Source organism: Pseudomonas sp. Y39-6, assembly GCF_023651955.1.
GTDB classification, from domain to species: domain Bacteria; phylum Pseudomonadota; class Gammaproteobacteria; order Pseudomonadales; family Pseudomonadaceae; genus Aquipseudomonas; species Aquipseudomonas veronii.
This window is the reverse complement of sequence record NZ_CP069594.1, coordinates 998,275-1,023,605: the sequence shown is the minus strand read 5'-3', so window position 1 is coordinate 1,023,605 and position 25,331 is coordinate 998,275. Positions and strand designations below refer to the sequence as shown.

General features: G+C 56.9%; 31 protein-coding genes and 1 tRNA gene. 27 read left to right on the top strand and 5 right to left on the bottom strand.

Annotated features, from left to right (window positions below; all coding sequences use genetic code 11):
* Positions 1-147: 147 nt before the first annotated feature.
* From JN756_RS04620 to yacG, 4 genes are read left to right on the top strand one after another with little or no spacing between them, the layout of a single operon-like run.
* Entirely contained in the window at positions 148-1,356 is a 1,209-nt protein-coding gene (locus JN756_RS04620) for a type II secretion system F family protein (protein WP_201021890.1), read from the top strand.
* Positions 1,353-2,219 carry a prepilin peptidase gene (locus JN756_RS04615; protein WP_046384730.1) on the top strand — a complete coding sequence of 289 codons (867 nt, stop codon included), beginning with the start codon at positions 1,353-1,355 and terminating at the stop codon, positions 2,217-2,219. The genes JN756_RS04620 and JN756_RS04615 overlap by 4 nt, the downstream gene beginning before the upstream one ends.
* Positions 2,216-2,839: a dephospho-CoA kinase gene (gene coaE, locus JN756_RS04610; RefSeq protein ID WP_046384731.1), complete on the top strand. Its 624-nt coding sequence runs from the start codon at positions 2,216-2,218 to the stop codon at positions 2,837-2,839. Before JN756_RS04615 ends, coaE begins: the two co-directional genes overlap by 4 nt.
* Positions 2,836-3,036 (top strand): DNA gyrase inhibitor YacG, encoded by a 201-nt coding sequence (gene yacG / locus JN756_RS04605; RefSeq protein WP_017845472.1) that lies wholly within the window; start codon positions 2,836-2,838, stop codon positions 3,034-3,036. Before coaE ends, yacG begins: the two co-directional genes overlap by 4 nt.
* Here the strand turns inward: yacG and JN756_RS04600 are convergent.
* The 4 genes from JN756_RS04600 to JN756_RS04585 all read right to left on the bottom strand — a co-directional run bounded on the left by JN756_RS04600 (position 3,033) and on the right by JN756_RS04585 (position 5,399).
* Positions 3,033-3,248, bottom strand: coding sequence for a hypothetical protein (locus tag JN756_RS04600; RefSeq protein WP_003171680.1), 216 nt, complete (start codon positions 3,246-3,248; stop codon positions 3,033-3,035). The genes yacG and JN756_RS04600 overlap by 4 nt on opposite strands.
* Before the next feature lie 76 nt (positions 3,249-3,324).
* On the bottom strand, positions 3,325-4,014 hold the full coding sequence (locus JN756_RS04595) for an energy-coupling factor ABC transporter permease (protein WP_126587498.1): 690 nt from the start codon (positions 4,012-4,014) through the stop codon (positions 3,325-3,327).
* Positions 4,011-4,478: a hypothetical protein gene (locus JN756_RS04590; RefSeq protein WP_057005137.1), complete on the bottom strand. Its 468-nt coding sequence runs from the start codon at positions 4,476-4,478 to the stop codon at positions 4,011-4,013. Before JN756_RS04590 ends, JN756_RS04595 begins: the two co-directional genes overlap by 4 nt.
* Positions 4,479-4,649: 171 nt before the next feature.
* Positions 4,650-5,399: a hydroxypyruvate isomerase family protein gene (locus JN756_RS04585; protein ID WP_102617159.1), complete on the bottom strand. Its 750-nt coding sequence runs from the start codon at positions 5,397-5,399 to the stop codon at positions 4,650-4,652.
* A 167-nt stretch (positions 5,400-5,566) separates the two neighbouring features.
* Between JN756_RS04585 and JN756_RS04580 the strand changes: the two genes are divergently transcribed.
* From JN756_RS04580 to JN756_RS04565, 4 genes are all read left to right on the top strand, one after another.
* Positions 5,567-6,469, top strand: coding sequence for a GntR family transcriptional regulator (locus JN756_RS04580; RefSeq protein WP_126587497.1), 903 nt, complete (start codon positions 5,567-5,569; stop codon positions 6,467-6,469).
* Between the two features lie 164 nt (positions 6,470-6,633).
* Positions 6,634-7,263 carry a DUF1780 domain-containing protein gene (locus tag JN756_RS04575; protein WP_017845475.1) on the top strand — a complete coding sequence of 210 codons (630 nt, stop codon included), beginning with the start codon at positions 6,634-6,636 and terminating at the stop codon, positions 7,261-7,263.
* Between the two features lie 90 nt (positions 7,264-7,353).
* The gene (locus JN756_RS04570; RefSeq protein ID WP_016976295.1) at positions 7,354-7,527 is read left to right on the top strand and encodes a DUF3094 family protein; all 174 of its coding nucleotides are present in this window, start codon (positions 7,354-7,356) and stop codon (positions 7,525-7,527) included.
* 60 nt (positions 7,528-7,587) lie between these two features.
* Positions 7,588-8,886: an NAD(P)/FAD-dependent oxidoreductase gene (locus JN756_RS04565; protein ID WP_017845476.1), complete on the top strand. Its 1,299-nt coding sequence runs from the start codon at positions 7,588-7,590 to the stop codon at positions 8,884-8,886.
* 176 nt (positions 8,887-9,062) lie between these two features.
* On the opposite strand, the gene JN756_RS04560 is transcribed toward JN756_RS04565, so the two are convergent.
* Positions 9,063-9,139, bottom strand: a tRNA-Pro gene (locus JN756_RS04560).
* A 242-nt stretch (positions 9,140-9,381) separates the two neighbouring features.
* On the opposite strand from JN756_RS04560, the gene JN756_RS04555 reads away from it, so the two are divergent.
* The 19 genes from JN756_RS04555 (at position 9,382) to topA (ending at position 25,256) form a co-directional block, all read left to right on the top strand.
* A complete protein-coding gene (locus JN756_RS04555) occupies positions 9,382-10,242 on the top strand; it encodes a ParA family protein (protein ID WP_201021889.1) in 861 nt (286 codons plus the stop codon).
* A 1-nt stretch (position 10,243) separates the two neighbouring features.
* On the top strand, positions 10,244-11,002 hold the full coding sequence (locus tag JN756_RS04550; RefSeq protein ID WP_201021888.1) for a hypothetical protein: 759 nt from the start codon (positions 10,244-10,246) through the stop codon (positions 11,000-11,002).
* On the top strand, positions 11,002-11,700 hold the full coding sequence (locus tag JN756_RS04545) for a DUF2786 domain-containing protein (RefSeq protein WP_201021887.1): 699 nt from the start codon (positions 11,002-11,004) through the stop codon (positions 11,698-11,700). Before JN756_RS04550 ends, JN756_RS04545 begins: the two co-directional genes overlap by 1 nt.
* Entirely contained in the window at positions 11,697-12,416 is a 720-nt protein-coding gene (locus tag JN756_RS04540; protein ID WP_201021886.1) for an HNH endonuclease signature motif containing protein, read from the top strand. The genes JN756_RS04545 and JN756_RS04540 overlap by 4 nt, the downstream gene beginning before the upstream one ends.
* Positions 12,400-12,618 carry a hypothetical protein gene (locus JN756_RS04535; protein ID WP_201021885.1) on the top strand — a complete coding sequence of 73 codons (219 nt, stop codon included), beginning with the start codon at positions 12,400-12,402 and terminating at the stop codon, positions 12,616-12,618. The genes JN756_RS04540 and JN756_RS04535 overlap by 17 nt, the downstream gene beginning before the upstream one ends.
* Positions 12,615-13,964: a replicative DNA helicase gene (gene dnaB / locus JN756_RS04530; RefSeq protein ID WP_201021884.1), complete on the top strand. Its 1,350-nt coding sequence runs from the start codon at positions 12,615-12,617 to the stop codon at positions 13,962-13,964. Before JN756_RS04535 ends, dnaB begins: the two co-directional genes overlap by 4 nt.
* A 204-nt stretch (positions 13,965-14,168) precedes the next feature.
* On the top strand, positions 14,169-14,690 hold the full coding sequence (locus JN756_RS04525) for a hypothetical protein (RefSeq protein ID WP_201021882.1): 522 nt from the start codon (positions 14,169-14,171) through the stop codon (positions 14,688-14,690).
* The gene (locus JN756_RS04520; protein ID WP_236255080.1) at positions 14,687-14,926 is read left to right on the top strand and encodes a type II toxin-antitoxin system HicA family toxin; all 240 of its coding nucleotides are present in this window, start codon (positions 14,687-14,689) and stop codon (positions 14,924-14,926) included. Before JN756_RS04525 ends, JN756_RS04520 begins: the two co-directional genes overlap by 4 nt.
* On the top strand, positions 14,926-15,927 hold the full coding sequence (yejK, locus tag JN756_RS04515) for a nucleoid-associated protein YejK (RefSeq protein ID WP_201021881.1): 1,002 nt from the start codon (positions 14,926-14,928) through the stop codon (positions 15,925-15,927). The genes JN756_RS04520 and yejK overlap by 1 nt, the downstream gene beginning before the upstream one ends.
* Before the next feature lie 35 nt (positions 15,928-15,962).
* On the top strand, positions 15,963-16,199 hold the full coding sequence (locus tag JN756_RS04510; protein WP_201021880.1) for an Arc family DNA-binding protein: 237 nt from the start codon (positions 15,963-15,965) through the stop codon (positions 16,197-16,199).
* Positions 16,196-17,953: a ParB family protein gene (locus JN756_RS04505; protein WP_201021879.1), complete on the top strand. Its 1,758-nt coding sequence runs from the start codon at positions 16,196-16,198 to the stop codon at positions 17,951-17,953. The genes JN756_RS04510 and JN756_RS04505 overlap by 4 nt, the downstream gene beginning before the upstream one ends.
* Before the next feature lie 27 nt (positions 17,954-17,980).
* Positions 17,981-18,676, top strand: coding sequence for a DUF2857 domain-containing protein (locus tag JN756_RS04500; protein ID WP_201021878.1), 696 nt, complete (start codon positions 17,981-17,983; stop codon positions 18,674-18,676).
* On the top strand, positions 18,673-19,974 hold the full coding sequence (locus JN756_RS04495; protein ID WP_201021877.1) for an STY4528 family pathogenicity island replication protein: 1,302 nt from the start codon (positions 18,673-18,675) through the stop codon (positions 19,972-19,974). The genes JN756_RS04500 and JN756_RS04495 overlap by 4 nt, the downstream gene beginning before the upstream one ends.
* Positions 19,975-20,594: 620 nt before the next feature.
* Positions 20,595-21,320, top strand: a complete 726-nt coding sequence (locus JN756_RS04490; protein WP_201021875.1) for a PFL_4669 family integrating conjugative element protein — start codon at positions 20,595-20,597, stop codon at positions 21,318-21,320.
* Positions 21,321-21,325: 5 nt separating this feature from the next.
* Entirely contained in the window at positions 21,326-21,865 is a 540-nt protein-coding gene (locus JN756_RS04485; protein WP_201021874.1) for a DUF3158 family protein, read from the top strand.
* A gap of 15 nt (positions 21,866-21,880) precedes the next feature.
* Entirely contained in the window at positions 21,881-22,345 is a 465-nt protein-coding gene (locus JN756_RS04480; protein WP_201021873.1) for a single-stranded DNA-binding protein, read from the top strand.
* Between the two features lie 111 nt (positions 22,346-22,456).
* Positions 22,457-22,876, top strand: coding sequence for a hypothetical protein (locus tag JN756_RS04475; protein WP_201021872.1), 420 nt, complete (start codon positions 22,457-22,459; stop codon positions 22,874-22,876).
* Between the two features lie 178 nt (positions 22,877-23,054).
* Complete coding sequence (locus JN756_RS04470; protein WP_153838938.1) at positions 23,055-23,252, top strand: CrpP family ICE-associated protein; 198 nt, start codon at positions 23,055-23,057, stop codon at positions 23,250-23,252.
* Positions 23,253-23,351: 99 nt separating this feature from the next.
* On the top strand, positions 23,352-25,256 hold the full coding sequence (topA, locus tag JN756_RS04465; protein WP_201021871.1) for a type I DNA topoisomerase: 1,905 nt from the start codon (positions 23,352-23,354) through the stop codon (positions 25,254-25,256).
* Positions 25,257-25,331: the final 75 nt, after the last annotated feature.

Sequence of the window (25,331 nt, the reverse complement as noted above, 5' to 3'; positions counted from 1 at the left end):
GTGCAGCCGCGCCAGTGTACTCACCCGCGAGCGGCCAATCGCGTCCAAGACGCACAATCTGACATTTTATCGTTGAACGCCGAGCAATCCGAATCCGTCACCTGGCTACGCTATAAAGATTCGACGACCTGTGTGCGGAACAGAGACATGACCAACGCTGCCACGACATACGCTTGGGAAGGCATCAACCGCCAGGGACGCAGGGTGTCCGGGCAAACCGTCAGCCACGACCTCGCGCGGGTCAAGGCACAACTGCGCCAGCAAGGGATTTGCCCTGGCCGCGTGCGCAAACAATCCGCCGGCCTGCCAAGCCTCGCTGCGCCGATCAAACCGGCGGACATTGCCCTGTTCACCCGCCAACTGGCGACACTGCTAAAGGCCGGCATTGCGTTGCTGCAAGCCTTCGACGTGATCAGCGAAGGCTTCGACAACCGTCACATGTACAGGCTGGTAAAAGGCCTGAAACAGGAGATCGGCGCCGGGAATACCCTGGCGTCGGCCCTGCGCAAACAGCCGCGCTACTTCGATGACCTGTACTGCAACCTGGTGGCGGCGGGTGAGCAGGCCGGCGCCCTGGAAACCCTTCTGGAGCGGGTGGCGGATCACCTGGAAAAGAGCGAACGGCTCAAGGCCCGGATCAAGAAGGCCATGACCTACCCCATCGCGGTCATCGTGGTCGCCAGCCTTGTCAGCAGTCTCTTGCTGATCCATGTGGTGCCGCAATTCCAGAACCTGTTCGCCAGCGTGGACAGCGAGTTGCCCGGTTTTACTCTGTACGTGATTGCCTTGTCCGAGTTCCTGCAACAAGCCTGGTGGATGCTGGCGCTCAGCCTGGGCGCGGGAGGTCTGGGGTTGCGCCGGGCCTATCGCGTATCGCCCGGTTTTCGTCATTGGCTGGATGCCAGTTTGTTGAAAGCGCCCCTGGCAGGCACACTGCTGAAAAAGTCGGCGGTCGCCCGCTACGCACGCACGCTTTCGACTACGTTCGCGGCCGGAGTGCCTTTGGTGCAGGCCCTGGATTCAGTGGCCGCCGCTGCCGGCAACCAGCTATTCAAACAGGCTATCGAACATATGCGTCACGATGTATCCACAGGCATGTCGTTGAATCGGGCCATGGCTACCAGCGGCCTGTTCCCTGGCATGGCGATCCAGATGACGGCGATTGGTGAAGAATCCGGCACCCTGGAGCACATGCTGGAAAAAGTCGCGAGCCACTATGAGTCGGACGTCGACACGCTGGTCGACCAACTCACCAGCCTGATGGAACCGCTGATCATGGTGGTGCTCGGCGGGATTGTCGGCGCTTTGGTAATCGCCCTGTACCTGCCGGTCTTCCAACTCGGTACGGCATTTTGAGCCTGCTGTTGAGCCAGCAGCCGTGGGCCTTTGTCGCCATGGCAATGGTGCTGGGCTTGATCGTGGGCAGTTTCCTCAACGTGCTGGTGTGGCGCCTGCCGAAAATGCTTGAACGGGAATGGCGCGCACAGGCCCATGAAGTGCTCGGTTTGCCCGGCGACCCCGTCGGGCCGAGATACAACCTGATGCAGCCCAATTCCTGCTGCCCACACTGCAATCAGCCGATTCGGCCGTGGGAAAACATCCCGCTGCTCAGCTACCTGATGCTCCGGGGCCGCTGTGCCCATTGCCGCGAAGCGATCAGTGCGCGTTATCCCTTGACCGAACTGGCGTGCGGGTTGATCTCGGCCGTGGTGGCCTGGCATTTCGGCTTTGGCTGGCAAGCGGGCGCAGTGATGCTGTTGAGCTGGGGCTTGTTGGCGATGAGCCTGATCGACGTCGACCACCAACTGCTGCCCGACGTGCTGGTCCTGCCGCTGTTGTGGCTGGGGCTGATGCTTAACAGCGTCGAGCTGCTGGTGCCCCTGCCCGATGCACTGTGGGGTGCGGTGATCGGCTACATGAGCCTGTGGACGGTGTTCTGGCTGTTCAAGCTGGCCACCGGCAAGGACGGCATGGGCTACGGCGACTTCAAGTTGTTGGCGCTGCTCGGCGCCTGGGGTGGCTGGCAAATCCTGCCGATGACGCTGCTGATGTCATCGCTGGTGGGCGTGTGCGGCGGGCTGATCCTGCTGCGTCGGAGCAAGATCCAGGCGGCCACGCCGATGCCGTTTGGTCCCTATCTGGCAATTGCCGGCTGGATTGCCGTGCTCTGGGGTGGTCAAATAACCGACTTCTATTTGCAGTCTGTCGGTTTCAAATGACCACTCCTGTTGCAACACCCTGGATTCTTGGCCTTACGGGCGGCATCGGCAGCGGCAAGAGCGCCGCGGCCCAGCACTTCAGCGACCTCGGCGTAGACCTGGTAGACGCCGATCACGCCGCGCGCTGGGTGGTCGAACCCGGCCGGCCGGCGCTCGCCAGCATTGTCGAACACTTCGGTGCCGGCGTGCTGCAGCCCGACGGCCAGCTGGACCGCGCCGCATTGCGCAAGTTGATCTTTGAAGTGCCGCAAGAACGCCGCTGGCTGGAAGCCTTGCTGCACCCGTTGATTGGCGAAGAGATTCGCAACCACCTGGCGCGTGCGCGCTCGCCTTACGCGATCCTAGTGTCGCCGCTGCTGATCGAATCCGGCCAGCACAGCATGACCCAACGCATCCTGGTGATCGACGTGCCGCAATCCCTGCAGATTCAGCGTACCCTGCAGCGCGACGGCATCAGCGAACAACAGGTGCAGGCGATACTCAAGGCCCAGTCCAGCCGCGAAGAGCGCCTGAGCCATGCCGATGACGTGCTGGTCAATGACCGCGACCTCGCCTGGTTGCACAGCGAGGTCGAACGACTGCACCACTTTTACCTTACTTTGCGTGGAGGCCGATCATGAGCCAACCCTTGACCGTCGAATGCCCAACCTGCGGCGCACCCGTGGAATGGAAAGCGACCAACCTCAACCGGCCGTTCTGCTCGGACCGTTGCAAGCTCATCGACCTGGGTGCCTGGGCCGCTGAGGAACATAAGATCCCCGTGGCGCCGGACGCCGAAGACGAGCTGTTTTCCGAAGACCTGCCACCGCGCCATTAAGGCCGCATAAAGGCATATTCCTGCTGGTCGTCGAGGTTCTCTGCCAGGTATTGCAACTCGTCGGCCAGGTCTTCGAAACTGCGCACGCCCTTGCTCTGCTGCACCACCGCGCTGAGCATCGCGCGCAAGGTCAAGCCTGGATCAAAGCCGATTTCTTGTGCCGCGTCCTGGCTTCTGCGCAACTCCTGACGTGCCCATTCATACACACTCATGATCCGTGCTCCCATCTTGCTCAGGAAAAGTTTCGCAAAGCATGGGCCCGCCACGCTGGGCGCGATTTGATCTGAGTCAAGTCTGCGAATTGTCGTCTTTCCAGGGCGCCGAGAGGTAGCGCGTGCGGTTGAATGTCTCCAGCCATTCCGGGCAAAACACCACCAGGGCGCTGATGACCATGCCGTTGATGAAGGCCTCGGGGAAGATGATCAGCCACAGGTAACCGACAAAATCCTCCAGCCATTCCGGCATCGCGAAACGCCCGTCGAACCACAACACCCCCAGCCCGGCCAATAGGCAGAGCAACGCCGACAAAGCGGCGGCAAAAAAGCCAGAACAGAAGATGTAGACGAACGGGTTACGCGGTTGTGCCCGCTCGACAAGCACCGCGCAGGTTTCAGTGACCAGCACCGGCAGCACGACCAGCAGCAGGCCGTTGAGGCCCACGGCCGCCAGGTCCTGGCGACCCAGCAACAGCAAGCCCAACTGCGCGGCGAAACCGCCGACGATTGCCAGCGGCCAGTCGAGCAGCAGGGTCACGGCCGTCATGCCGATAAAGTGGTAGGAGACCCCGGTATCGAAGTCCCGCCTCACCAACCACAACATGAATAACGCGAACACCGTACCGAACAGCAAATGCTGGCGCCGCCGGTCAGTAAACAGCTCGACCCACGGCGAACGCAAGATCGCCCACAACAGCACCGGCGCGTACAACAGCCAGCCGATGCCGAGGGTTCCCGGCGCCAGCACCGCGGCACTGATCACGGTTTCACCTGCTCCAGGGCCTCGCGCAGTTCAGCCGCAGAGCCGTACTCGTGGCGCGCTGTCAGCTTGCCGTTATTCAGTTGCAGCCACAGCACCTTATCCACAGGCGCGGGATAACGCGGAGCGATGCGTGCGTCCCGGTCCAGCATGACCCGGTAGTTGTAGGACTGCATGGCCGGCACCGCGAACAGCTTGGCAACCAGCCGAGGCATGCGCTGGATATCCGCGACAAACACCCCATGCCGCGCTTCGAGATAGCCTTTGGGCTGGCCTTGCAGGGCGGCGTCCACCAGCTTGGCGGCATCCATGCTGCGGGCCACCAACAGGACCTGTGCCTGGTCATCCAGGGTGTAGGCCTGATCGAACTGATCCAGCAGCGTCCAGGGCGCCACGCGCTCACCCACTTCAACCGCCTGGGCCCACACGGGCAACAGGCTCAACAACAGCACGGCGAAAAACTTCACTGCACACCTCATGCTTGGGAAAAAACCGAGTCGACAGTCTACACCGGGCTTTCTCCCTGGGACCTCCTGCAGTCTGAACGAATGCGGAAAAACCACAGCGCGGGCAGCAGGAGAACACTGAGCCTCAGGATGCTCTCGCCGCCCCTGGTTGCGCCTCCGACGCATCGCCAACTAAGCAGTGAACGGCTTGATCCAATCCAAGCTTTCAACCGTGACGCCGGTCGGGCGGTATTCACAGCCGATCCATCCCTGATAACCGCGCTGTTCTAATGTGGTGAACAGCGCGCAGAAATCCATGCTCCCCGTGCCCGGCTGATGACGCCCCGGACAGTCGGCGATTTGCACATGCGCGGTTCGTTCGTAAAACCGCGCCAGGACATCCGCCGCGTCTCCAGTCAGGCGCTGAGCGTGGTACAGATCAAGAATCAGCCCGACACTCGGGAACGTCTCCAGAACGTGCTGCGCCTTGCTGAAGTCGGACATGTAATAGCCCGGCATTTCCTGCGCGCAGATGACTTCGATCAATGGCCGCAAACCCTGGTCTTCAAAATACTTGACGGTGTATTCCAGGTTGCTCTCGTAGATGAGCGCCGCGTCATCCCGAGTGGTAATGCCCGACATGATGTGGACGTCCGAACAGCCCAGCGCCTTTGCATAGTTGGCGGCCTGGAGCAAGCCACTGCGAAAATCGCCTTCCTTGCCATGCAAGGCCGCGATGCCTTTGGTCAGGCCCGCCGGAGCGGAAAATTGAATCAACGGCAAGTTGTGTTGAGCCAAATGATCTGCAAGCAGACTTGCGTCGAACTCATAAGGCGACGGGAACTCAACCGCACGAAAACCAGCGGCGGCGGCGGCTTCGATGCGTTGCAGGAATGGCAATTCATTGAATTGAAAGCCAAGGTGAGCGTTGAATTTCAGCATAAGGCAGGTATCCGTCCAGGAAAGGAGCTTTAAAAAGTTGTTCCACAAGTTCCTGCGTCTTCGGCGCAGATACTCGGCACTGCCGGGTATGGTATTTTCCCACCCCAGTTCGATGTGGCCCTGCCCCGACAGGCACGGACTGACGCCGACCATTCAAGAGAGAGCCTGTGATCAAGAAAGACCTTGCCTTGCAGCTGGCACCGAAGGTCATCGGCATGGTTCGCGCCCGCTCGATGCGGGCCGGCGAGCCATTGCGCGAGCAGACGTTCGCTCAAGCGCTGGGCGTTTCGCGCTCGCCTATCCGACGAGTGTTTGCCTTGCTTGCCGAGTGGGATCTTGCGACTCAAGAACCCAATCGCGGCTACTTTCTGAAGCAAGACGCTGGGGATATCCAGGAGTCCGCATTCCCTCTGGCCAGCGACCCTTTCGAAGACTTTTATCTTCGCGTAGTCGACGATATTTTGGCTGGTGAAATACCCGCCCAGTTTTTCGAAGCCCAGCTGTTGCGGCGTTACGACGTGCCTCGAGGGCAATTGCTCAAGGTATTGAACCGACTGGCTGGCGAAGCCATGGTGGAGCGCAAACCGGGGCAAGGATGGGAGCTCAAAGACTTCGTGCATAGCACGACGGCTCACATCCAGAGCTACCGTTTCCGCATGGCTATCGAGCCGGCGGCCCTGCTCGAGCCCGGCTATCAGGTCAACCAAACCGCATTTGCCCAAGCCAGGCAGCAACAACAGGCCCTGATCGACGGGGGCATCAACACGCTGTCCCGCGCCCAACTGTTCCAAATCGGCGCCCAGTTCCACGAACTGATCGTGCAGTGCTCGGGGAATGTCTTTTTCATTGATGCTCTCCGCCAGCAGAACCAGCTCCGGCGCTTCATGAGCTACAAAGCGAACGTCGATCGCAGTCGCCTTGTGACGCAATGCCAGGAGCACATCCATTTGCTCAACCTCATCGAGTCCGGTCGCCGCGAAGAAGCCGCGCAATTTCTCTGGAGGCACCTGGACGAAGTGGGCCGACTCAAAACTCATCAGGGCATCCTGCCAAAAAATGATGGGATCTAGAGAGCACCGCTGGCATCGATGAACCGCGCGCGCTCTGAAATTCGCACATCAGCTTAGCATGATTGTTCCCTGCGATAACAAAATACAAAATGGCGAACGACAGACTTTATTTTTTCGCGACGGAGTATGTTTTTAAGATCACATTTGGGCGCTAAGCTGCACGCATGGATGACTCAGATTATTTGCGCCTGCTCACCGTGGCAGCCGAACAAGCCAATGCGTTCCTTTCCAATGCCCGTAAATGGGAGCGTGAGCGTTGGGTCTGCCAGCGCCTGCTGCAAGGCTTGAACGTGCCGTACCGCGCCGAAGAGTTTCATGCCGCCGGGCAAGAACCGCCGGACGTGCTGTTTCGTGACGCCAGTTTCGAAGTGTTTTTCGTGCTGGACGAAGGACGCCGTCTGAACGATGAATGGCGCGACGAATTGCTGCGTCGACGCAGTGCGTTTTCCCTCAGCCAACTGGTCAGGCGCGAAGCCAAGCCGCGGCGGATTCCGGCCCATGAATTCCTGCTGCGCCTGGCGCCGACCCTGCGTAAAAAAGCGCACAACTACAAAGAACGCGGGATGGACCTGGGCGAGCTGGATATCGTCGCCTTCGCCAGCCTCAAGCGCGAGGTGCTGGACCTCAACAGTCATTTCCCGCCGCCCACCGAATACTTGCGCCAGGGCTGGCGCTCGCTGTCGCTGGTGGGGCCGACGTTTGCCCGGGTACTGTTCGCCCACCCGGACGCGCCGGATTTCTTGCGCAACAATCTGGGGCGCAGCATCGTGTTCGACGTGGGCATCAGCCTGTGACGCGAGCACAGGCTACGCTTATGGCGATACCGCCAACCCCCTGACTGTAACGTGGCGCCCTTTTGCAACGTCTACCTGACGAGGCCTTATATGACCAGCCGCCTGAACCCCGACGACCAACAGCATGTCGAAGAGTACCTGCAACTCTCCCAGAACCGAGTCGAGCGCAAGCCTTTCCGGCCGTGGCTGCTCCTTGGTGTGGTGCTGGTGGTGGTGATCGGGCTCGGCCTGCTGAGCCGCCTTTTGAGTTACCTGACGCTATGAGCTGCCTGGCGCTCGCGGGGGTAACCGCTTCGATTTCTTTTAGCCTTGCGAGATATCCCCATGACCCATCGTATTATTATCGTCGGCGGCGGCGCCGGCGGCCTGGAGTTGGCTACCCGCCTGGGTAAGACTCTGGGCAAGCGCGGCACCGCCAGCATCACGCTGGTGGACACCAACCTGACCCATATCTGGAAACCGCTGCTGCACGAAGTGGCCGCCGGCTCGCTGAACTCTTCGGAAGACGAACTCAATTATGTCGCCCAGGCCAAATGGAACCACTTCGAATTCCAGCTGGGGCGCATGAGCGGGCTCGACCGTGAACAGAAGAAAATCCAACTGGCCGCGACCCTCGACGAAGAAGGCCGCGAACTGGTGCCTGCGCGCGTACTGGGCTACGACAGCCTGGTGATCGCGGTCGGCAGTACCACCAATGACTTCGGCACCGAAGGCGCGGCGCAACACTGCCTGTTCCTCGACACGCGCAAACAGGCGGAGCGCTTCCATCAGCAGTTGCTCAACCACTACCTGCGTGCCCATGCCGGGCAAACCGACGTGGTGGAAAAGATCAGCGTGGCCATCGTCGGCGCTGGCGCCACCGGGGTTGAACTGGCGGCCGAACTGCATAACGCCGCCCATGAACTGGCAGCCTACGGGCTGGACCGGATCAAACCGGAAAACATGCACATCACCCTGATCGAAGCCGGCCCACGGGTCCTGCCTGCCCTGCCGGAGCGGATCGGCGGGCCGGTGCATAAAACCCTGGAGAAGCTCGGCGTGACGGTGCTGACCAACTCGGCGGTCAGCGAAGTGACGGCCGACGCGCTGATCACCAGCAGCGGCCAAGTGATTCCGGCCAGCCTGAAAGTGTGGGCCGCCGGCATCCGTGCGCCCGCCTTCCTCAAGGACATCGACGGCCTGGAAACCAACCGCATCAATCAACTGCAGGTGCTGCCGACACTGCAAACCACCCGCGATGAAAACATCTTCGCCTTCGGTGACTGCGCCGCCTGCCCGCAACCCGGCACCGACCGCAACGTACCGCCACGCGCCCAGGCCGCGCACCAGCAGGCTTCATTGTTGGCCAAATCGTTGAAGCTGCGGATCGAAGGCAAGGACCTGCCATCGTACAAGTACACCGACTACGGCTCGCTGATCTCGCTGTCGCGCTTCTCGGCGGTGGGTAACCTGATGGGCAACCTCACAGGCAGCGTGATGTTGGAAGGCTGGTTGGCGCGGATGTTCTATGTGTCGCTGTACCGCATGCACCAGATGGCGCTGTATGGCGTCTTCCGCACGGCGATGCTGATGCTGGGCAGCCGGATTGGGCGCGGAACTGAGCCACGTCTCAAACTTCACTAAACACGCGGTCAATGTGGGACGGGGCTTGCTCCCGATGACGGTGAGTCAGCTAAATAATGAGTGGCTGACACACTGCTATCGGGAGCAAGCCCCCTCCCACATTGGTGTTGTGTTGGATTTGGGATAATTTCAGGCAAAAAAAATCCCCGTATCTTTCGATACGAGGATTTTTAATATGGTCGGGGTAAGGGGATTCGAACTCCTGACATCCTGCTCCCAAAGCAGGCGCGCTACCGGACTGCGCTATACCCCGGTAAAACAAAGGCGACCTCTCAGCCGCCTTCTTCGATCAGGGCTTTTGGCCGCTGATCTTAAGATCTGATTCCAGCGTTAACTGGTTTCAAAAATGGTGGGTCGTGTGGGATTCGAACCTACGACCAATTGGTTAAAAGACAATTGGTTTTAGTGCTTCAAAGCTCAGGATCGTGTTCGCTACACATAGCTGTTTCCGTGGCCTCGCAGCCTCTAATGAACCCACATTAGAGGCTCCAAACCATGAAAATCTCTGCGGTCGTTTCGACCAAAGGCGGCGTAGGCAAAACCACTATTGAGGCGAACCTCGGCGCATTCTGCGCGGACGCAGGCATTCGCACCCTCCTTATCGACCTGGATCCCGCCCAGCCCTCTCTCTCCTCGTACTACCAATTGGTCGAAGAGGCCCAAGGCGGCATCTACGACCTACTCGCGTTCAATATCACCGACTCGGGCAGGATCATATCCAGCACCACGATCCCAAACCTGTCGCTGATCATCTCCAACGATATCAACAACCAACTGAACAGCCTTCTCCTGCAAGCACCCGACGGGCGGTTGCGACTAGCCAACCTGATGCCGGCATTCGAAGAACAATTCGACCTGGTGCTGATTGATACCCAGGGTGCCAGATCGGCCATGCTGGAGATGGTAGTCCTAGCTTCTGACCTGGTCATATCCCCTCTTCTTCCCAACATGCTCGCCGCACGCGAATTCAGCCGTGGAACCATGCAGATGTTGGATGGCCTGCGCGCCTACGGGCGCCTGGGTATGAAAATCCCTCCCGTCCGGATCGCAATAAACAACCTCGATCAAACCACCGACGCGCAAATGATCGAGCAGTCAGTCCGCGAAATATTTCAGGACAATGACGAAATCAGCGTTCTGGACAGCATCATTCCCACAGCAGTGGTGTTTCGTAGCGCTGCATCCCTGGGCGTCCCGGCACACCGCCTGGAATACCGGCAGCCTTCCAACCGCAAATCCCCTGCTGCCCTTGTCGTTATCCGTCAATTGGCCATTGAGCTCTTCCCTGAATGGTGCGATCGCTTCGAGGCCATGACGGAGGAAAAGGTCGCCAAGTTGGTGAAGGAGGCTCGTTGATATGGCTAAGCCCCCCATCACCGACGCCCGCAGTATTACTGCCGATGTCATCCTAGAGGTTGGCAAGTACTACAGCGCTCAGCAATTGCGCAGCTTGCAAGCAAAGCTCAGTAGAGCCGCACGGGAAATCCATTCCCTCACAAGCGGTAGCCACTTACCTGGTCGAATTGGCTCTCATTTGAGCTTTGAACAGCGACAGCTTTTGCAGGACGCTACGAAGCTCATCAATTCAGTGAACTCGAACCTAAAGCATGCAAAGGAAAAGCGCGGCCGCGACGAAAGCAAAGCCAAACACCGTCAGCAAGCTCGATATGCTGAAGCCAAGCGTCTGGTAGCTGAAACATATCTAGAACCTTATGTCCCTGAACCAGCGGCTCTGGAACCTCTCCTAGATATTCTTAAAACAGCGTTGACGCTCAACCGCGCAGATGTTTTCAGGAATGGTTACTCCCCTAGGGAATTCAATCTTAAGCTTCGTGATTACCTATCGCCTGCCCGAACTCGAAAGCTAATTGGCTGGACCAGTCCAAGTGCTTTCTGGATAAGCACGGTTCTCTCTCTGCGTAATGAAGTTTTGCAAACTGTTGAGCACGAGATTGCTTACGACGATGGCTCAAGTGTGCAGGATCGTCTTGATGCCCTGAAACAGAAGGTTGAAGACTGTCTCTCCCGGGTTCACCTCTCTGCTGATGAAGAGGAAACATTGCGCCTTTGGTCGGAGGCGCTGTCCCCCCGTACCCAAGCGGAAGGGGGTGAATGATGGACAAGCAAAAAGTCCTCAGCAAGGTTGCCAAGCTCATGGCGCTGGCCAAATCGCAAGGCGCTGCACCAAACGAAGTGGAAATTGCACTTCGCCAAGCGCGCCATTTGATGAAGCAGTACAACCTGGAACACACCGAAGTTGCTGCTCAATCAATCGAAGAGGCCAGTGTAGGCACCAAAACCCGGCGGGCGCCGCAGGATTGGCTGCACAACCTTGCCACAATCTGCGCACAAGCGTTCGATTGCACCCACCTGGCCTACTTTCATCCGCTTGTAGGCTGGTCCTTCAAGTTCTTGGGGAAGGGTATTTCGCCCGAGTTGGCCGCACACACCTATTCAACGCTGCATCACCAACTTGTCGTAGCCCGTCGAGCTCACGTTGCTCAGCAGAAGCGTTGCCAACTGAAAACAAAACGTCGCCGTGGCCAAGTCTTTGCCGAGGGCTGGCTGAATGCCGTCGCCTCTAAAGTGAACCAGTTTGCAGGCGGGATAGACGACACCACAGCGCAGGTGATCCAAGCCTACCTGGAATGGCATCACCCAAACCTCAAGCAATTCAGTATCAACCCCATCGAAGCCAAAGGTCACGACACTCGCTCTTTGCAAGCGGGTTGGGAACAGGGGAAGCACGCCAAGCTGCATCGCGGTGTTGGTCAGCAAGCACATGGAGCCCTAGGTCATGGGGGTGGCCGATGAGCAAGTTGAGACTATCCCCGTTGGCAATGGTGGCACTGGAACAAGCACGTTCCCAATTGGGCCTTGATCAGGGTCATAAGCACCATGTCTGGAGCGAGGAAGAAGAGAGCTCGCTTATTGATCGCTATCCAAACGAAAGAACTGAACAGATCGCCTGCGAACTGAAAATATCGGTTTATCAGGTCTACGCCAAAGCCTCTCGGCTTGGGCTGAAAAAGAGCGAAGCGTTTCTTCTCAGCGCGCAATCCGGGCGACTGGACGGAACGCTTGGCTCGCAGTACCGATTCTCCAAAGGATCAACTCCCTGGAACAAAGGACTCAAGGGACGCCCCGCCAGCGGGCGCGCCGTTGAAACGCAATTCAAGAAAGGCAACAAGCCGGGGAATTGGCTCCCTATCGGTAGTACTCGCCTTACACCCGACGGCTATCTCCAGAGAAAAATCACCGACACCGGCTACCCCCCTGTCGATTGGAAAGGTGTGCACGTGCTGCTCTGGGAAGAACACTTTGGCCCAATCCCCACAAATCATTGCGTGTGCTTCAAGGATGAAAACAAATCCAACATCTCAATCGGCAATCTGGAACTGATCACGCGAGCGGAGCGCATGCGGCGGAACACCATCCATCGCTATCCAGAGGAGCTCAAATCCGCAATACGAGCCATCGGCAAACTCAAGCGCACCATCCGGGAGGTTGAAAATGAAGAACAAGATTGAAGATCTACGTAATCACCTGTTCGTCACTATCGAGAGCCTCTTGGATTCAGAAAAGCCGATGGAAATCGACCGGGCCAAAGCGGTTGCCGAGGTTGCTCAGGTGATGATCAATTCAGCCAAGGTCGAAGTTGACATGGTCAAAGCCCTGGGCGCTCGCAACGGCAGTGGTTTTCTGCAGATTGGCCAGGAGTCGGTGAAATGAACCACCTGGACCTATCACCACCCTACTCCGTAGAGGCCGAACAAGGGGTTTTAGGTGGGCTGCTGCTCGACAACAACACCTGGGATCTCGTCGCGGACAAACTGGATGCGTCTGACTTTTTTCGGCATGACCACCGGTTGCTGTTTCGGGCAATTGCCGGACTTGCTGACAAGTCCGCTCCATTCGATATCGTCATCGTCTTCAACGCGCTGGAGGATCCAGACGAAGCCGGTGGGCTGAGCTATCTGGGCGAGCTGGCCAAGAATACGCCGTCTGTGGCCAACATAGAGCATTACGCGTCCATCGTGCGTAATCGCTCCCGGCTCAGACAACTCATGTCCCTTGGCTATCAATGCTCTCGCGATGCCGCGGATCCGTTGGCGAACGCAGAGGATGTTCAAGAGGCAATTGAACAACAGCTGTTCGCGCTTGGCGACGGCAAGGGCGCATCTGAATTCGTCGACATAAACCACTGCCTGACGACTGTCGTCGAGCGAATTGACGAACATTTCAACGGCAATGTGAGCGTTACCGGCGTGCCTTCAGGCCTGGACGATTTGGACGAGTTGACGTCGGGTTTTCAAGAAGCCGACCTGATCATTCTCGGGGCACGTCCATCGATGGGTAAGACGTCTCTGGCCTTGAACTTCATCGATACGGCTCTGCAGGCAAAGCATGATCGTACGGTTCAAGTCTTCAGCATGGAAATGCCTGCCAACGCATTGCTCTATCGGTTGATGGCAATCCTAGGCCATATCGATCTTGGGAAGCTATTGAAGGGCAAGCTCGATGACGAAGACTGGCCAAAGCTGACTGCAGCCGTTTCGCGTATCAATGCATATGGCGAGCGGCTGGTCATCGACGACTCATCAGCGCTCACACCTTCCGTAATTAGGGCTAAATCTCGTCGCGCCGCCCGTCGCTTCGGGCACCCGAGTCTGATCCTGATCGATTACCTGCAGCTCATGCGCTGCCCAGGTCAGGAAAATAGGGCCAATGAGATCAGCGCTATATCCCAAGCCCTCAAGGCCCTGGCCAAAGAGATGAATTGTCCAGTGGTCGCACTCTCCCAGCTCAATCGAGAGCTGGAACGCCGCCCAAACAAACGTCCGATCAACGCAGACTTGCGTGATAGCGGAGCCATCGAACAGGACGCAGATCTGATCATGTTCGTCTACCGGGACGAGGTATACCACCCGCAGACCGAGCACAAAGGCATTGCAGAAATCATCCTCGGCAAGGCGCGTAACGGTCCAACAGGGACCGTCCGAACAGCCTTTATCGCCAACCAGACCCGATTTGCCAACCTCAGTGCCAACACCAGCTGGCAAGGAGACCATCCATGAGAGCTATTAATGGTTCGGCTCAAAAAGCGCCCGTGAATACCTTCGCCCCAATCACTCACTGGTGCCGGCAATGCGATAGCCACTACCCGACGCATCGTGTGTGCCGCATCGTCCCTGCCCCGGTCTCTCCCGATAGCGAAGTCGGCGTGCTGATTTGCCCTAAATGCAGCAGCTATGACATCGAGGAACTTCAGGAGGTGTCAGATGCACAGTAGCGCGCAGCTATTTCCATGTATTCATGCCGGTGCGGTGTTCGACGACTCGGCCGTGGTCCATGCTCATAAAACTGGGATCAACCCAGTGGAGCTTGACGCCATCGCTCAAGCAATCGGCCGTCTCGTTCGTGACCACAGCACAGTGGTCCCCGTGAGCATGCGCGAGGATCTACAGGAATTTGAGCAGCTCAGCTACGTCGCGCTGAACGAAACGCTCAGCGCAACGATCACCGTCGAATTGCTGTGTGCAGGCGCTTTGCTATCAAGCTACTTCTGGTCGGTATGGGTGCCCCGTCATCTGCAGAGCTGCTCACTCAAAGTTGCCGTGATGTCTCATCTGCAACACCCAGCGCAGGTGCAGCACTGCACTGTGGTGTTCCGCGTGCCTGGTTCGCGCGAGGCAACACGTCAGTTTTTGCATGAGCTGGGAACCAAGTTCCCTGGCGACCAGGCCGAAATCATCGCGATTCAAGCCGGTAATGCGATGGCAGAGCAGGACATAGCGCTATGACGACCAGCCTCATACGCGGAAAGCACGAGAACCTTCGCCACCTTATGGAATTTGCCAGGGCCAATGGTTGGACAGTGTCGCGGACTCAAGGTGGCCACATCCAGTTCACCAAGCCAGGCCTTGGAACAATCTACACCTCGTCGACCGCAAGCGATTACCGCTCTGCACTCAACGCCAAAGCTCGCATTCGTCGTGCCGATCGAGCCCTAACCCAACACACGCAGGAGGCAATCTAATGCCTATCCGTCATTGCATCGTCCACCTGATCGACAAAAAAACCGACGGCACACCGGCAGTTCTCCACCCCCGTGATTCGGAGTTGTCCGAATCGGCCGCCATCGAGAACATGCTTGCCGACCTCAATGAGAGCTACAACGCCAAACAAGGCAAGACGTGGGGTTTCTTCCATGCCGAGTCCGGCGCGCACCCGTTCAGCGGCTGGTTGAAAGAGTATTTCGACGGTAGCCAGGATTTCACCACCTTCAGCCACACGGCGGTGGAGCACCTACAAAAGCTGATGGAAGAGTCCAACCTTTCCACTGGTGGCCACGTGCTGTTTGCCCACTACCAACAAGGCATGACCGACTACATGGTCATTGCCCTGCTGCACCACAGCGAAGGCGTGGCGATAACCGACGAGCTGGACGTGACCCCGTCGCGCTATCTGGACCTGAGCCAATTGCACCTGGCGGCGCGTATCAATGTTTCCGAGTGGCAAAACAACAAACAGTCCAAGCAGTACATCTCGCTCATCAAAGGCAAGAACGGCAAGAAGGTCTCGGAGTACTTCCACGACTTCATCGGCTGCCAGGAAGGCGTCGACGGCCCGGGCGAGACCCGCACGCTGCTCAAAGCCTTCAGTGACTTCGTTGAAAGCGAAGACCTGCCGGATGAATCCGCCCGCGAAAAAACCAAGACTCTGGTGGATTACGCCAGCAGCCAGGCCAAGCTGGGCGAACCCATGGGCCTGGAGGAACTGTCGGGCTTGATCGATGAAGATCGGCCTAAGGCCTTCTACGACCATATCCGCAACAAGGACTACGGCCTGTCGCCGGAAATCCCCCTGGATAAACGCACTCTCAACCAATTCCGACGTTTCACCGGCCGGGCCGAAGGCTTATCCATCAGCTTCGAGGCTCACCTTCTGGGCGACAAGATCGAGTACGACGAGGCGTCCGGGACATTAACCATCAAGGGCCTGCCGACTCAGCTACGCGATCAGCTTAAACGTCGCTGAATACAAATATTCAACCCTAGGCATCGGAGCACGCTATGAGCAACCAATCAAAACGTCAGCTTGAAGAAAAATTCGTCGTCCGCCTTCCCGATGGGATGCGCGAGCGAATCGCGCTGCGAGCACGTGAAAACACCCGTTCAATGAACTCAGAAATCGTCCATCGCCTAGAAAATACAGTCGAGCTTGAGGCTGCCCTGGATCGAGCGCACAAAATCATTGATCAACTTTTGGCAGCAGCACCGGCTTCTGCGCAGCCAGGAGTAACAGCATGAAGCAGTCTTTGGCCCAGACGATGAAAGAAAAGCTGCAGTTGCCAGCCTTTGAATCAAAGTCGCCGACTGCAGCGCGCATGAGTGATCCGATCGTCGATACCCCCATGCTGCTTACGCTCGATGAAACGCTGCCGTATGACGAAAACCCACGGACGACTCGTAACCCTAAATACGATGAAATTAAAGAGTCGATACGAAATCGGGGACTCGATACGCCTCCTCCCGTCACCCGCAAGCCTGGTGAGGAGAAGTACCGGATCCGAAACGGCGGCAACACGCGCCTGGCCATTCTAAACGAGCTGTACCGTGAGACCGGGGACGATAGGTTCTTCAAGTTCCATTGCCTATTCCGCCCCTGGGACACTGTTCGGGGGGAGATCATCTCTCTCACCGGGCACTTGGCCGAAAACGATCTGCAGGGTCAACTCCTTTTCATTGAGCGGGCTATTGGCGTCGACAAAGCAAGAGTCCTGTATGAAACAGAAGCCGGAGAGTCTATCTCGTTGCGTGAGCTTTCCCGGCGCCTCTCAGCGGATGGATACCCGGTCTCTGCATCTCACTTGAGTCGTATGAATGACACCATCCGTTATCTCCTCCCTGCAATTCCTGCAGTGCTTTACTCAGGACTCGGCGTAGATCGGATTTCGAAACTACTTGCACTGCGCAAGACAGCCCTTCAGTGCTGGGATCGCAATTACGTAGAGCAAGAGCAGCTCCTAGACTTCGACATGATATATCAAGATGTCCTTTCCCAATTTGAGGGAGACGCCGAGGAGTTTCTGTTCCAGCGCTTTCAAGACGAGCTGATTGATCAGCTCAAAAAACCGTTAAATCTCGGTTACGAGAAAATACTGCTGGAAATCACTCAGAACCAGGACCAGTTGCGCCGCTCAACGCCGGTACTTGAAATGGCTCAGTACCCTGACTCGCAACTTGAGGGGTTGCCTCAGTCGAGTCCCAAAAACAATGGAATTGAGACGAATCAGCCCTCTAAACAACCTCTCCCCACTCCTACGTATAAAACATCTACGCCCACCACAGAGCCCCCTTCACAACCAGCAGGCCAGCAGCAGCTCGTCCCTCCTCCGAAAGAGCAGATGAGCCAGGAAGAACGCCAAGCACGCATTGATGGGCACATTGCGAGCCCAGTAAAAACATCTCCCAGAGTCGACAAGATGAAGCGGGAGCTCGCAGCGCTTGACGGCGAAATCTTGCCTGACTTTGCTGCCAACGCGTTGGTGGCCATCCCAGTTCAAGCCGGCGGCCTGAATCCTATTTCAGACCTCTGGTACATCGAACGCGAAATCGATACTGCCTCGACCCTGCGTCAGCACATTGCTCAATTGGCACGCGAAGTGGCAAGTGCAGTGAAAGCTCCTGGAGAGTTCCTCGATGTCGATGGCGGTGTTGGTTTCAGTTACCGACACCCAGAAGTGGACGTTGAGGTCACTGCCACAGCCCAACACACCTTGACGCTGCTGCAGTCCTTGAGCGGCTCAATGGCCATCGTGATGAAAATGATTAAGCAGCAACCAGATCTTCAAGCCGATGCGTTGGCCGACTTCGAGTTTGCAGCTGGGCTGGGCCAGATTCTACTGGGCCAACCTCACACAAAAGATCAGCTCCCAGAAAATGAGGGCCGTCTCAGCGACGGCGCTCTAGTGAAGCTATTTCGAATTATTCGTCTCGCTAGACGCTTGATTGACCTGGAGATCCAGTCAGTCGCCAACAACGGTCCGAACTCAGCCAGCTAACACCGGACTCTACAAGGGGGAGTCGTCATGTCCAAGACACCTATAAATGAAGCGATCCTGTCACAGGTACTTCATCACATGCGCAACGGCCAACTCCGGCGCTGCATCGAGATGGGCCTAGAGCCCGAAATATTGGCCCAGCTACAACAGCCCTCAGTACTAAGTTTGTTACTCAACACTCCTGTCTCTTGGTGCAACGTCACCATTGATGGGGAAATGGTGAAAAAACTACTGTCAGGGGCGCAGCGTTCTGACGAAGAAGTACGCATGATCGAGCGCGCCTTACGACTTGGCGCGACGACTCAAATGTTGCAACAGTTCTTCGGGCTATCCCCCCAGGACGTAGCCCTTCAACGCCTAATGATCGGTGTAACGGCACGTCGCGGCCGGTGGCGAGAATTCAGTGAGGAGATGGATGCTCACCTTTGGTACAGATGGACGCACCTGATGCATGAACATCAGGTTGAGCTTGAGGACAGCCTCGCATTGTTGGATATCGCCATGCTGGTCGCCGAGGAGCTCAATACTCCACAGGACACCCATGCAGATGAAAGCTCCGAGAACCTCAGTCTAGCAATCATCTGGCATCGCATTCAGTCCTGGATAAAGGAGGGGCTTTATCCCCCTGCAAGCACGGGTATCCAGAGAAAGCTACAGCTGGTGTCTTCTCATCGACCGGCTCAGCCTGCAGCGACATCGGCGGAAGGTGACCCCGTGCTATGAGGTTGTCTCGGCTCCCATTGTCGACGCTTTTAGACTCGGCCTCGGGCCACCTTGAAGCTCACTTGCTTCAGAAAAAAGAGTCGGCGCCTCCGGGGATCGAAGGCTCTGCCCCCTACTCCGGAATAATATTCAGCGGGAACCCACACGAGACGGTGCCTCGCCGATTGCTTCTGGATGACCGACTGACCCCGCTTGAAAGAAACACCTGGCAGGTATTCCGGCTACTGATCAATGACGACGGCCTTACGGCGTTCCCCACCTATGACCAACTACGGCCATATCTGGGCATGCAACCTGGCAGACCAGCATCACGAGAAACCGTATCAAAAGCATTAGTCACTCTACGCCTTACTCGATGGCTTAGCCTGGGCCGACGTGTGCGCAATGATCTGAGTGGACAAGTTCAAGGCAACGTCTACTTGCTTCATGACGAACCGGTCACACCGGCCGAAGCCATAGAGTTCGATAAGGATTATTTACAGCTACTTGCGCAGTCCATGGAGCACCAGACCAAGGTGATCCGCGAAGTCGCGGAGATCGCCTGGAACGAATTCGCTTCCGACCCTGACGTTGGTCAGCGCCTGCCCAGCCGATTGAACATTATCGAAAACCGGTTGAACAGCCAGGCCTGGACAAAAGCGCAGGCTCAAGTTGCCGTCAAAGCGCCTGAGTTCGGAATCCGAACTCTGCAAAATTTAGCCCCGTCGGCACTGAGTTCGGATACCGAACTCAGTAAAAACGACGGAGAGCGAACCGCTTTTGAGCCGAGTTCGGATGCCGAACTCAGTCGTAAATCACAGGGTTCGGACTTAGTTCGGCATCCGAACTCATATAGTACGTATACAGATACACACAAAGCTGTTTGTAAAAGCCCTGTACATGTTCCGCTCACCTCGACCGACACAGCGGCGGATCTACTTGATGCACTGCATAGGCTACCGGTTGATCAAAAACAGAGCGCGGTCGTGGCGCTACAAAAAGTCCCGACAGAATTGAAACCAGCGCTCATCAAGCAATGGGTGCACCGTTGTGACACGGGGGGGATACGAAACCCGCTGGGATACCTGATGACGCTTGTCGGCATGGCAGTTCGTGGCGACTTCAACAGCCACTGGAACCCTGATGACAAGGCAAGATCGAGCCCAGGGCACCAAGAAGCTGCAGGTCCGCTAGTCATCGCAGATCAACCAACGAAAACAGTGGCTGTCACACGCAGCCCTGAGTCGATACAAAACGCGAAACAAACACTCAGCGGGATGCTGCATCTGCTGAAGCCCAATCGGGGTACTCATCCATGACGTCAAACTCTGTGGATGACGCGGATAGCCTTGCGAGTAATTCGGGCCGAATCAATCTGTCAGGATTCTGCATCGGTGACCATTACAAGCCAAGTGATGTGGCCCGCAACACTTTGCCAGGCTCCGGCACCGACACTGGCCGCAAACCGAGTGTCGCGGCCCACAACACCCTGGCAGGTTCAGCCACCGACACTGGCAGCGAACCGAGTGTTGCGGCCCGCAACACTTTGCCAGGCTCCGGCACCGACACTGGCCGCATACCGAGTGTTGCGGCCCGCAACACTTTGCCAGGCTCCGGCAACGACACTGGCCGCATACCGAGTGTTGCGGCCCGCAACACTTTGCCAGGCTCCGGCACCGACACTGGCCGCATACCGAGTGTTGCGGTCCGCAGCACCCAACCACAGCCCTAAAACCCTACAGCCCTACAGCCCTACAGCCCTACAGCCCTGAGATGTGTGGCTCAGAAAACGATCAACCAAATGGTGAATCTCGGCTCCTTCTATATATAGGTGCATCAACAAATCCCCTTCCGCTGGACTATGGATTTATTGCTGCACCTACAACCGCCAAATTGCAGCATGGGCACGTCAATCCTCTCCCCAAGGAATCACTGCACCATGGCTGATAACTTCCGGCTCAACATCGGTTCACTGCGCAGCGATGTGAAGCTAACCCTTCACACGCACCATGCAGCCCGTATCTGGATGGGACGCCCAAAAAATGATCTCAAAGTCGGCATCATCGGTTTGTCAGGGTTCTGCACTGTCGTCAATCGCATGTCTCGTGGAGCCCAACAGGATGATCCCTACTCCGATTGGTGGATGATCCAACTAGAAGAAAAAATCAGCGAGTCAAAGGAAGCGCTGAAAGCTATCGAAGAGCGCCTAGACACAGCGATGGCCTCCCTCCCCCCGGCCATCACCATCAGCGAAAACCTGTCAATCCAGCCTGTCAGCCTACCGCTGTACATTGCCAACCCACTCGGTTTCCAGGCCGTTTACCTGCTCACTAACTACGACGAAATTGTCAGGCGCATTCTGCTGGCCCAGCACGTTGGCCTTGTCGGGCGTCACGACATGGAAGCTTGGATTGATGAAGGTGCGGCTGTACTGAGAAGACTGTTTAGCCTGGCCCAGATCTACAAGTACTCCGGCGCAGCACGAGATGACTTCGCTGCAAACAATGCCAAAGCTGATGCAGCCCGCAGAATGTACGAGCGCTGGGGAGATCTGCCACAGGACATCCTGGAAGGCACCCGCCGTTCGAACTTCGCCCCCCCCATCATTCGCGGGCAACAGCGTGCCGAGGTGGATGACCACTTTGAAGAGCCCATTCAGGAATGATGAACATGGGCCAGACCTCTTCCAATGATGGGTCGCTGCAACAGACCTCCTTCCGACCACTGCAACAGGCAGCCTTTCAGAGCCTGCAACAGGCCGCCTCACTAAAAGGCCTTTTAAAGCCTTTTAAAGGTAAGGGGGATCTGACCCAGTTTGCCGCGCTATGCCGAGATCAGGAGTCGGGTTTGAAAGCACTTGCCCAGGAAGTGCTGAACCAGGCCCGTCGATATCCATTCACCCTTGTGCCAGTACGACTGACCGAGCAAAACACCCAGGCCGGAACCCAGTTCCTGAGATGGCAGCAAGTGACCGACCGCCGAATGGGTGTAGGGGTTTGGGCGGACATGATGGGCTCACCCAGAACACCGGAATCCATGCTGCAGGACCTGTACGCGATGGAACTGCAGCGGATCACCTTGAACATGCAGATGAGCTTGATGCACTCAATCGCCAAGCAGGCCGCCGAGTGCGCCGAAAAAATGGGCCAGGCAGAGGCCGTGTACATCGCTCGACTGCAGCAGCTCAACAACCCAACGCTACATCAATAACCTCGGAGAATACCCATGGGCACGCCCGTACAAGGCTGGGAAGGCAATATCGGTTCTGCACCGGAATTCAAAGAATTCCCCAACGGCAATAAAGACCCACGTCGACTCATGCGAGCCAACGTTTACTTCGACAATTCGATTCCGGATGGCAAAGGCGGCTACGAAGATCGTGGCGGTTTTTGGGCGAATGTGGAGTGGTGGCACAAGGACGCCGAGCACTACTCGCAACTGTTCCAGAAAGGTATGCGAGTGCTGGTTTCCGGTCGCGCCGTTATGGACCGTTGGAAGAACGACGAAGGCGAATTCGAAGCTTTGAAAATTCAAGCCAGCCGGGTCGGCATGCTGCCGCACCGCGTGACCATGGTGAATCTGGCGCCTTCGCAAAACCAGAATTCGCAACAGGCCAACAGACCCGAATCGCGGCCGCAGCCAGCTCCAGGGCCGGATGAATATCCAGATACCGATCCACCGCAATTCTGAAAACAGGGGCTTAATTTTTCGGCCCATTCGTGTAGCTGTCGGTGTTGGGGGAAACAGCTCATCGCTCCCCCCCAACCTCATTATGGAACCACTATCAATTCGGACGTGCCGATGGATGAAGTTTTGAGGGACCCAACAGGGTACGTTGTCATTGGCGCAGAGCACCCAGCTTTAGGCCGCGTTTACTGGGCTTACTTTGATGAAAGCGAGGTGAATGCTCCGGACTACTACGGGCTCACCCTGGACCTAAACCGAGCATCATGGGCTCCAGTTGGGTGGCGAACGGGAGAGTATCTGATGGGGGGCCGTGGAGAAACCGACCTTGATACCTGGCAAGCCCGCCGATTTCTCAACACCTTGCTAGATGAATTCCGCTTAGACACTGAATACTACGTCGACTCTGACGACGAAATGACTGAACACTTGTACGGTAAGCTGGAACAACTACGTGTTCAAAGCGGACAATCCACTCAGGACTTCATCGCGTGGATCAGAGCTGCGAACTGGACGGACGAGCCGGCTACGAATTGACATAAAGCCCGCCAATTGGTTGGCAAAAAATCGCGCCATTCGTTAACTTTCAGGTTGAGTCATACTTCCATTCGGCTATCTCAAGCACAGAAGTTTAAAACTTCCGTTTTTGAGGCAAAAAATGCCCTATTCGTGATGTTACAGTCTGATAGATCTGTTCTTCGGGGACCGATAGCCAATGGCGCAATCTCGAACTTCTTTGAAACCAGCAGATAGGCGGCAATTCAACAACCCTCATACTGCCGTTCAAACAGCCGGTGCTGACGCCGCCCGAAAAGGGCTACGGGTGTATGACTGCCCTTACCACCATCCTGCGATGCGCGCGTCGTGGCTAAAGGGCTTTGCCCAGGAACAGCAGCTGACGCTGAACCTCTAGCCGCTAAAAGCCTCCCGTTATGCATTGACCATTTCCCATTGATGCCCTACCTGCCATGACGTGACAGTCCCTCTCTGCATAATTGAGAAGGGGCACACCGTGAAGCTATTGATCATCGAGGCACCTGGGAAGCTGAAAAAGCTTCAGCCAATGATGAAGAAGCTGCGCCCAGGCGAAGACTGGTTGGTTGTCGCCAGTGGTGGGCACATACGTGACTTGCCGGCCAGAGGGCAGGACGACAGCATGATCACCACAGGCGTCCGCAAAAATTACACACCGGTGTACGAGATCTTGGATAAGAGCGCCAAGGCCGTGCGGACCATCAAGGCCGCAGCTAAACAGGCCGATGAAATCTACCTCGCAACCGACCCGGATCGCGAAGGTGAAAGCATCAGCTGGCACATCCAGCAGGTACTGGCGGTCAAATCCTACAAACGCATCACCTTCAATGAAATCACCCTCAAGCGCGTCGCAGAGGCTCTAGCCAATCCTCGCCAAATCGATTTGAACAGAGTCGCGTCACAAGAATGCCGGCGTGTACTTGATCGCTTGGTGGGTTACCTGGTGACTCAGGAGCTACGCCGACTGATGGGCAAGCCCACGTCTGCAGGCCGCGTGCAATCGCCTGCCGTATACCTGGTGGTTTTGCGCGAGCGCGAGATCCGCAACTTTCAGGTAGTCAACCACTTCGGTGTGCGTCTGAACTTTGTGGATATGAATCAGGGCACCACCTGGTATGCAGATTGGCAACCGGTACCGGATTTCGCGAGCAAAGACTTTCCTTACGTTCAAGACGCCAACCTGGCCCAACTCGTCGCCGGCACACGTAATGTCGTCGTCGAGTCCTGTGAAGACCGCAAGGCCGAGCGTCACCCACCCGCGCCCTTCATCTCTTCCACACTTCAACAAGCAGCCAGCAACGCCTTGAAATGGGACCCGGACAAGACCATGCAAGTCGCCCAGCGATTGTATGAACAAGGCGTCATTACCTACCACAGGACGGATAATCCCAACGTACCAGACGAGGCCATGGAGGATATTAGAACCGTAGCTAGATCTATCGGGTTGAAGACCGTCGACGTGCGACGTACATTCAAGGCCGCCGAAGGGGCGCAGGAAGGCCACCCCGCTATTACCCCGACGCATTGGGCTGATGCAAAAGCTGGTGAGAACGACGAGGAGCTCGCCCTGTACAAGTTGATTTGGGTCCGGGCGCTGGCCAGCCAGATCGAAGCGGCGGTATTCGACGTGCGTGCTGTAAAACTGCTCGCGGTTGGCCCAAATGGTAAGGCTCTGCGATTCAATGCAACTGGTGAAACCCTTTTTCATCCTGGGTGGCGGAAACTGCTCAAGGGCGATGACACAGACGATGAGGAAGATGCAGCAGCGAGCAACCCAGTTCCTGCACTCTCACCAAAACAGATCCTCTCTGTGCATAACGGAGAACTGCTGAAGAAGAAAACCCAGCCGCCATCCCGCTACACCAAGGCCAGTCTAATCAAGGAAATGGAGCGCCGCGGTATTGGTCGTCCCAGTACGTTCGCCTCGATCTTGAAGAACATCACCAGCAAAGGAATGATCGAGGAAAAAAGCCGCAAGCTGGTACCGGCGCCGCTGGGGGAGGAAACAATCGCGAAGTTGGAAGGGTTCTTCAGTTTCGTGGAGCTCGATTTTACGAGTGAGCTGGAGCGCGATTTGGACAAAATCGCCCAGGGCCAAGACACCTATGGAGCTGTCGTTGCACGTCTGCATAGGCGCTTGGAAGAGGAACTGTCTCAGCAACGTGGAATGCCGAGTGTGCCGATGGCGTCAGCTCCACGCCCAGCCACAGCAGGTGGCGCTTTCAACTGTCCCAAGTGCAATCAGCCCCTTGCAAGGCGACAGAAGAAAGGGGACGGTGGCTATGACTTTTGGGGGTGTACAGGCTTCAAGTCGAATGGATGCAAGGTGAGTTTTCCAAACTTGAATGGCAAACCAGATCTCAATAAACCCAGAGGGGTGTGACCTCAGCCATTGCCGATATAAATCACCGTCAACGCCGTTACGCATTAATCCTGGAAGCCCGCCCCCCTATACCTG

Bases quoted from the DNA above. Each gene is read 5' to 3' on its own strand.
- yejK (WP_201021881.1), top strand. From the start codon at position 14,926: ATGCCTATCCGTCATTGCATCGTCCACCTGATCGACAAAAAAACCGAC.
- JN756_RS04570 (WP_016976295.1), top strand. From the start codon at position 7,354: ATGACCAGCCGCCTGAACCCCGACGACCAACAGCATGTCGAAGAGTAC.
- JN756_RS04535 (WP_201021885.1), top strand. From the start codon at position 12,400: ATGAAGAACAAGATTGAAGATCTACGTAATCACCTGTTCGTCACTATC.
- coaE (WP_046384731.1), top strand. From the start codon at position 2,216: ATGACCACTCCTGTTGCAACACCCTGGATTCTTGGCCTTACGGGCGGC.
- JN756_RS04510 (WP_201021880.1), top strand. From the start codon at position 15,963: ATGAGCAACCAATCAAAACGTCAGCTTGAAGAAAAATTCGTCGTCCGC.
- JN756_RS04480 (WP_201021873.1), top strand. From the start codon at position 21,881: ATGGGCACGCCCGTACAAGGCTGGGAAGGCAATATCGGTTCTGCACCG.
- JN756_RS04550 (WP_201021888.1), top strand. From the start codon at position 10,244: ATGGCTAAGCCCCCCATCACCGACGCCCGCAGTATTACTGCCGATGTC.
- JN756_RS04545 (WP_201021887.1), top strand. From the start codon at position 11,002: ATGGACAAGCAAAAAGTCCTCAGCAAGGTTGCCAAGCTCATGGCGCTG.
- JN756_RS04620 (WP_201021890.1), top strand. From the start codon at position 148: ATGACCAACGCTGCCACGACATACGCTTGGGAAGGCATCAACCGCCAG.
- JN756_RS04525 (WP_201021882.1), top strand. From the start codon at position 14,169: ATGCACAGTAGCGCGCAGCTATTTCCATGTATTCATGCCGGTGCGGTG.
- JN756_RS04470 (WP_153838938.1), top strand. From the start codon at position 23,055: ATGGCGCAATCTCGAACTTCTTTGAAACCAGCAGATAGGCGGCAATTC.
- JN756_RS04575 (WP_017845475.1), top strand. From the start codon at position 6,634: ATGGATGACTCAGATTATTTGCGCCTGCTCACCGTGGCAGCCGAACAA.
- JN756_RS04600 (WP_003171680.1), bottom strand. From the start codon at position 3,248: ATGAGTGTGTATGAATGGGCACGTCAGGAGTTGCGCAGAAGCCAGGAC.
- JN756_RS04490 (WP_201021875.1), top strand. From the start codon at position 20,595: ATGGCTGATAACTTCCGGCTCAACATCGGTTCACTGCGCAGCGATGTG.
- JN756_RS04505 (WP_201021879.1), top strand. From the start codon at position 16,196: ATGAAGCAGTCTTTGGCCCAGACGATGAAAGAAAAGCTGCAGTTGCCA.
- dnaB (WP_201021884.1), top strand. From the start codon at position 12,615: ATGAACCACCTGGACCTATCACCACCCTACTCCGTAGAGGCCGAACAA.
- JN756_RS04500 (WP_201021878.1), top strand. From the start codon at position 17,981: ATGTCCAAGACACCTATAAATGAAGCGATCCTGTCACAGGTACTTCAT.
- JN756_RS04540 (WP_201021886.1), top strand. From the start codon at position 11,697: ATGAGCAAGTTGAGACTATCCCCGTTGGCAATGGTGGCACTGGAACAA.
- JN756_RS04565 (WP_017845476.1), top strand. From the start codon at position 7,588: ATGACCCATCGTATTATTATCGTCGGCGGCGGCGCCGGCGGCCTGGAG.
- JN756_RS04475 (WP_201021872.1), top strand. From the start codon at position 22,457: ATGGATGAAGTTTTGAGGGACCCAACAGGGTACGTTGTCATTGGCGCA.
- JN756_RS04520 (WP_236255080.1), top strand. From the start codon at position 14,687: ATGACGACCAGCCTCATACGCGGAAAGCACGAGAACCTTCGCCACCTT.
- JN756_RS04585 (WP_102617159.1), bottom strand. From the start codon at position 5,399: ATGCTGAAATTCAACGCTCACCTTGGCTTTCAATTCAATGAATTGCCA.
- yacG (WP_017845472.1), top strand. From the start codon at position 2,836: ATGAGCCAACCCTTGACCGTCGAATGCCCAACCTGCGGCGCACCCGTG.
- JN756_RS04495 (WP_201021877.1), top strand. From the start codon at position 18,673: ATGAGGTTGTCTCGGCTCCCATTGTCGACGCTTTTAGACTCGGCCTCG.
- JN756_RS04485 (WP_201021874.1), top strand. From the start codon at position 21,326: ATGGGCCAGACCTCTTCCAATGATGGGTCGCTGCAACAGACCTCCTTC.
- JN756_RS04555 (WP_201021889.1), top strand. From the start codon at position 9,382: ATGAAAATCTCTGCGGTCGTTTCGACCAAAGGCGGCGTAGGCAAAACC.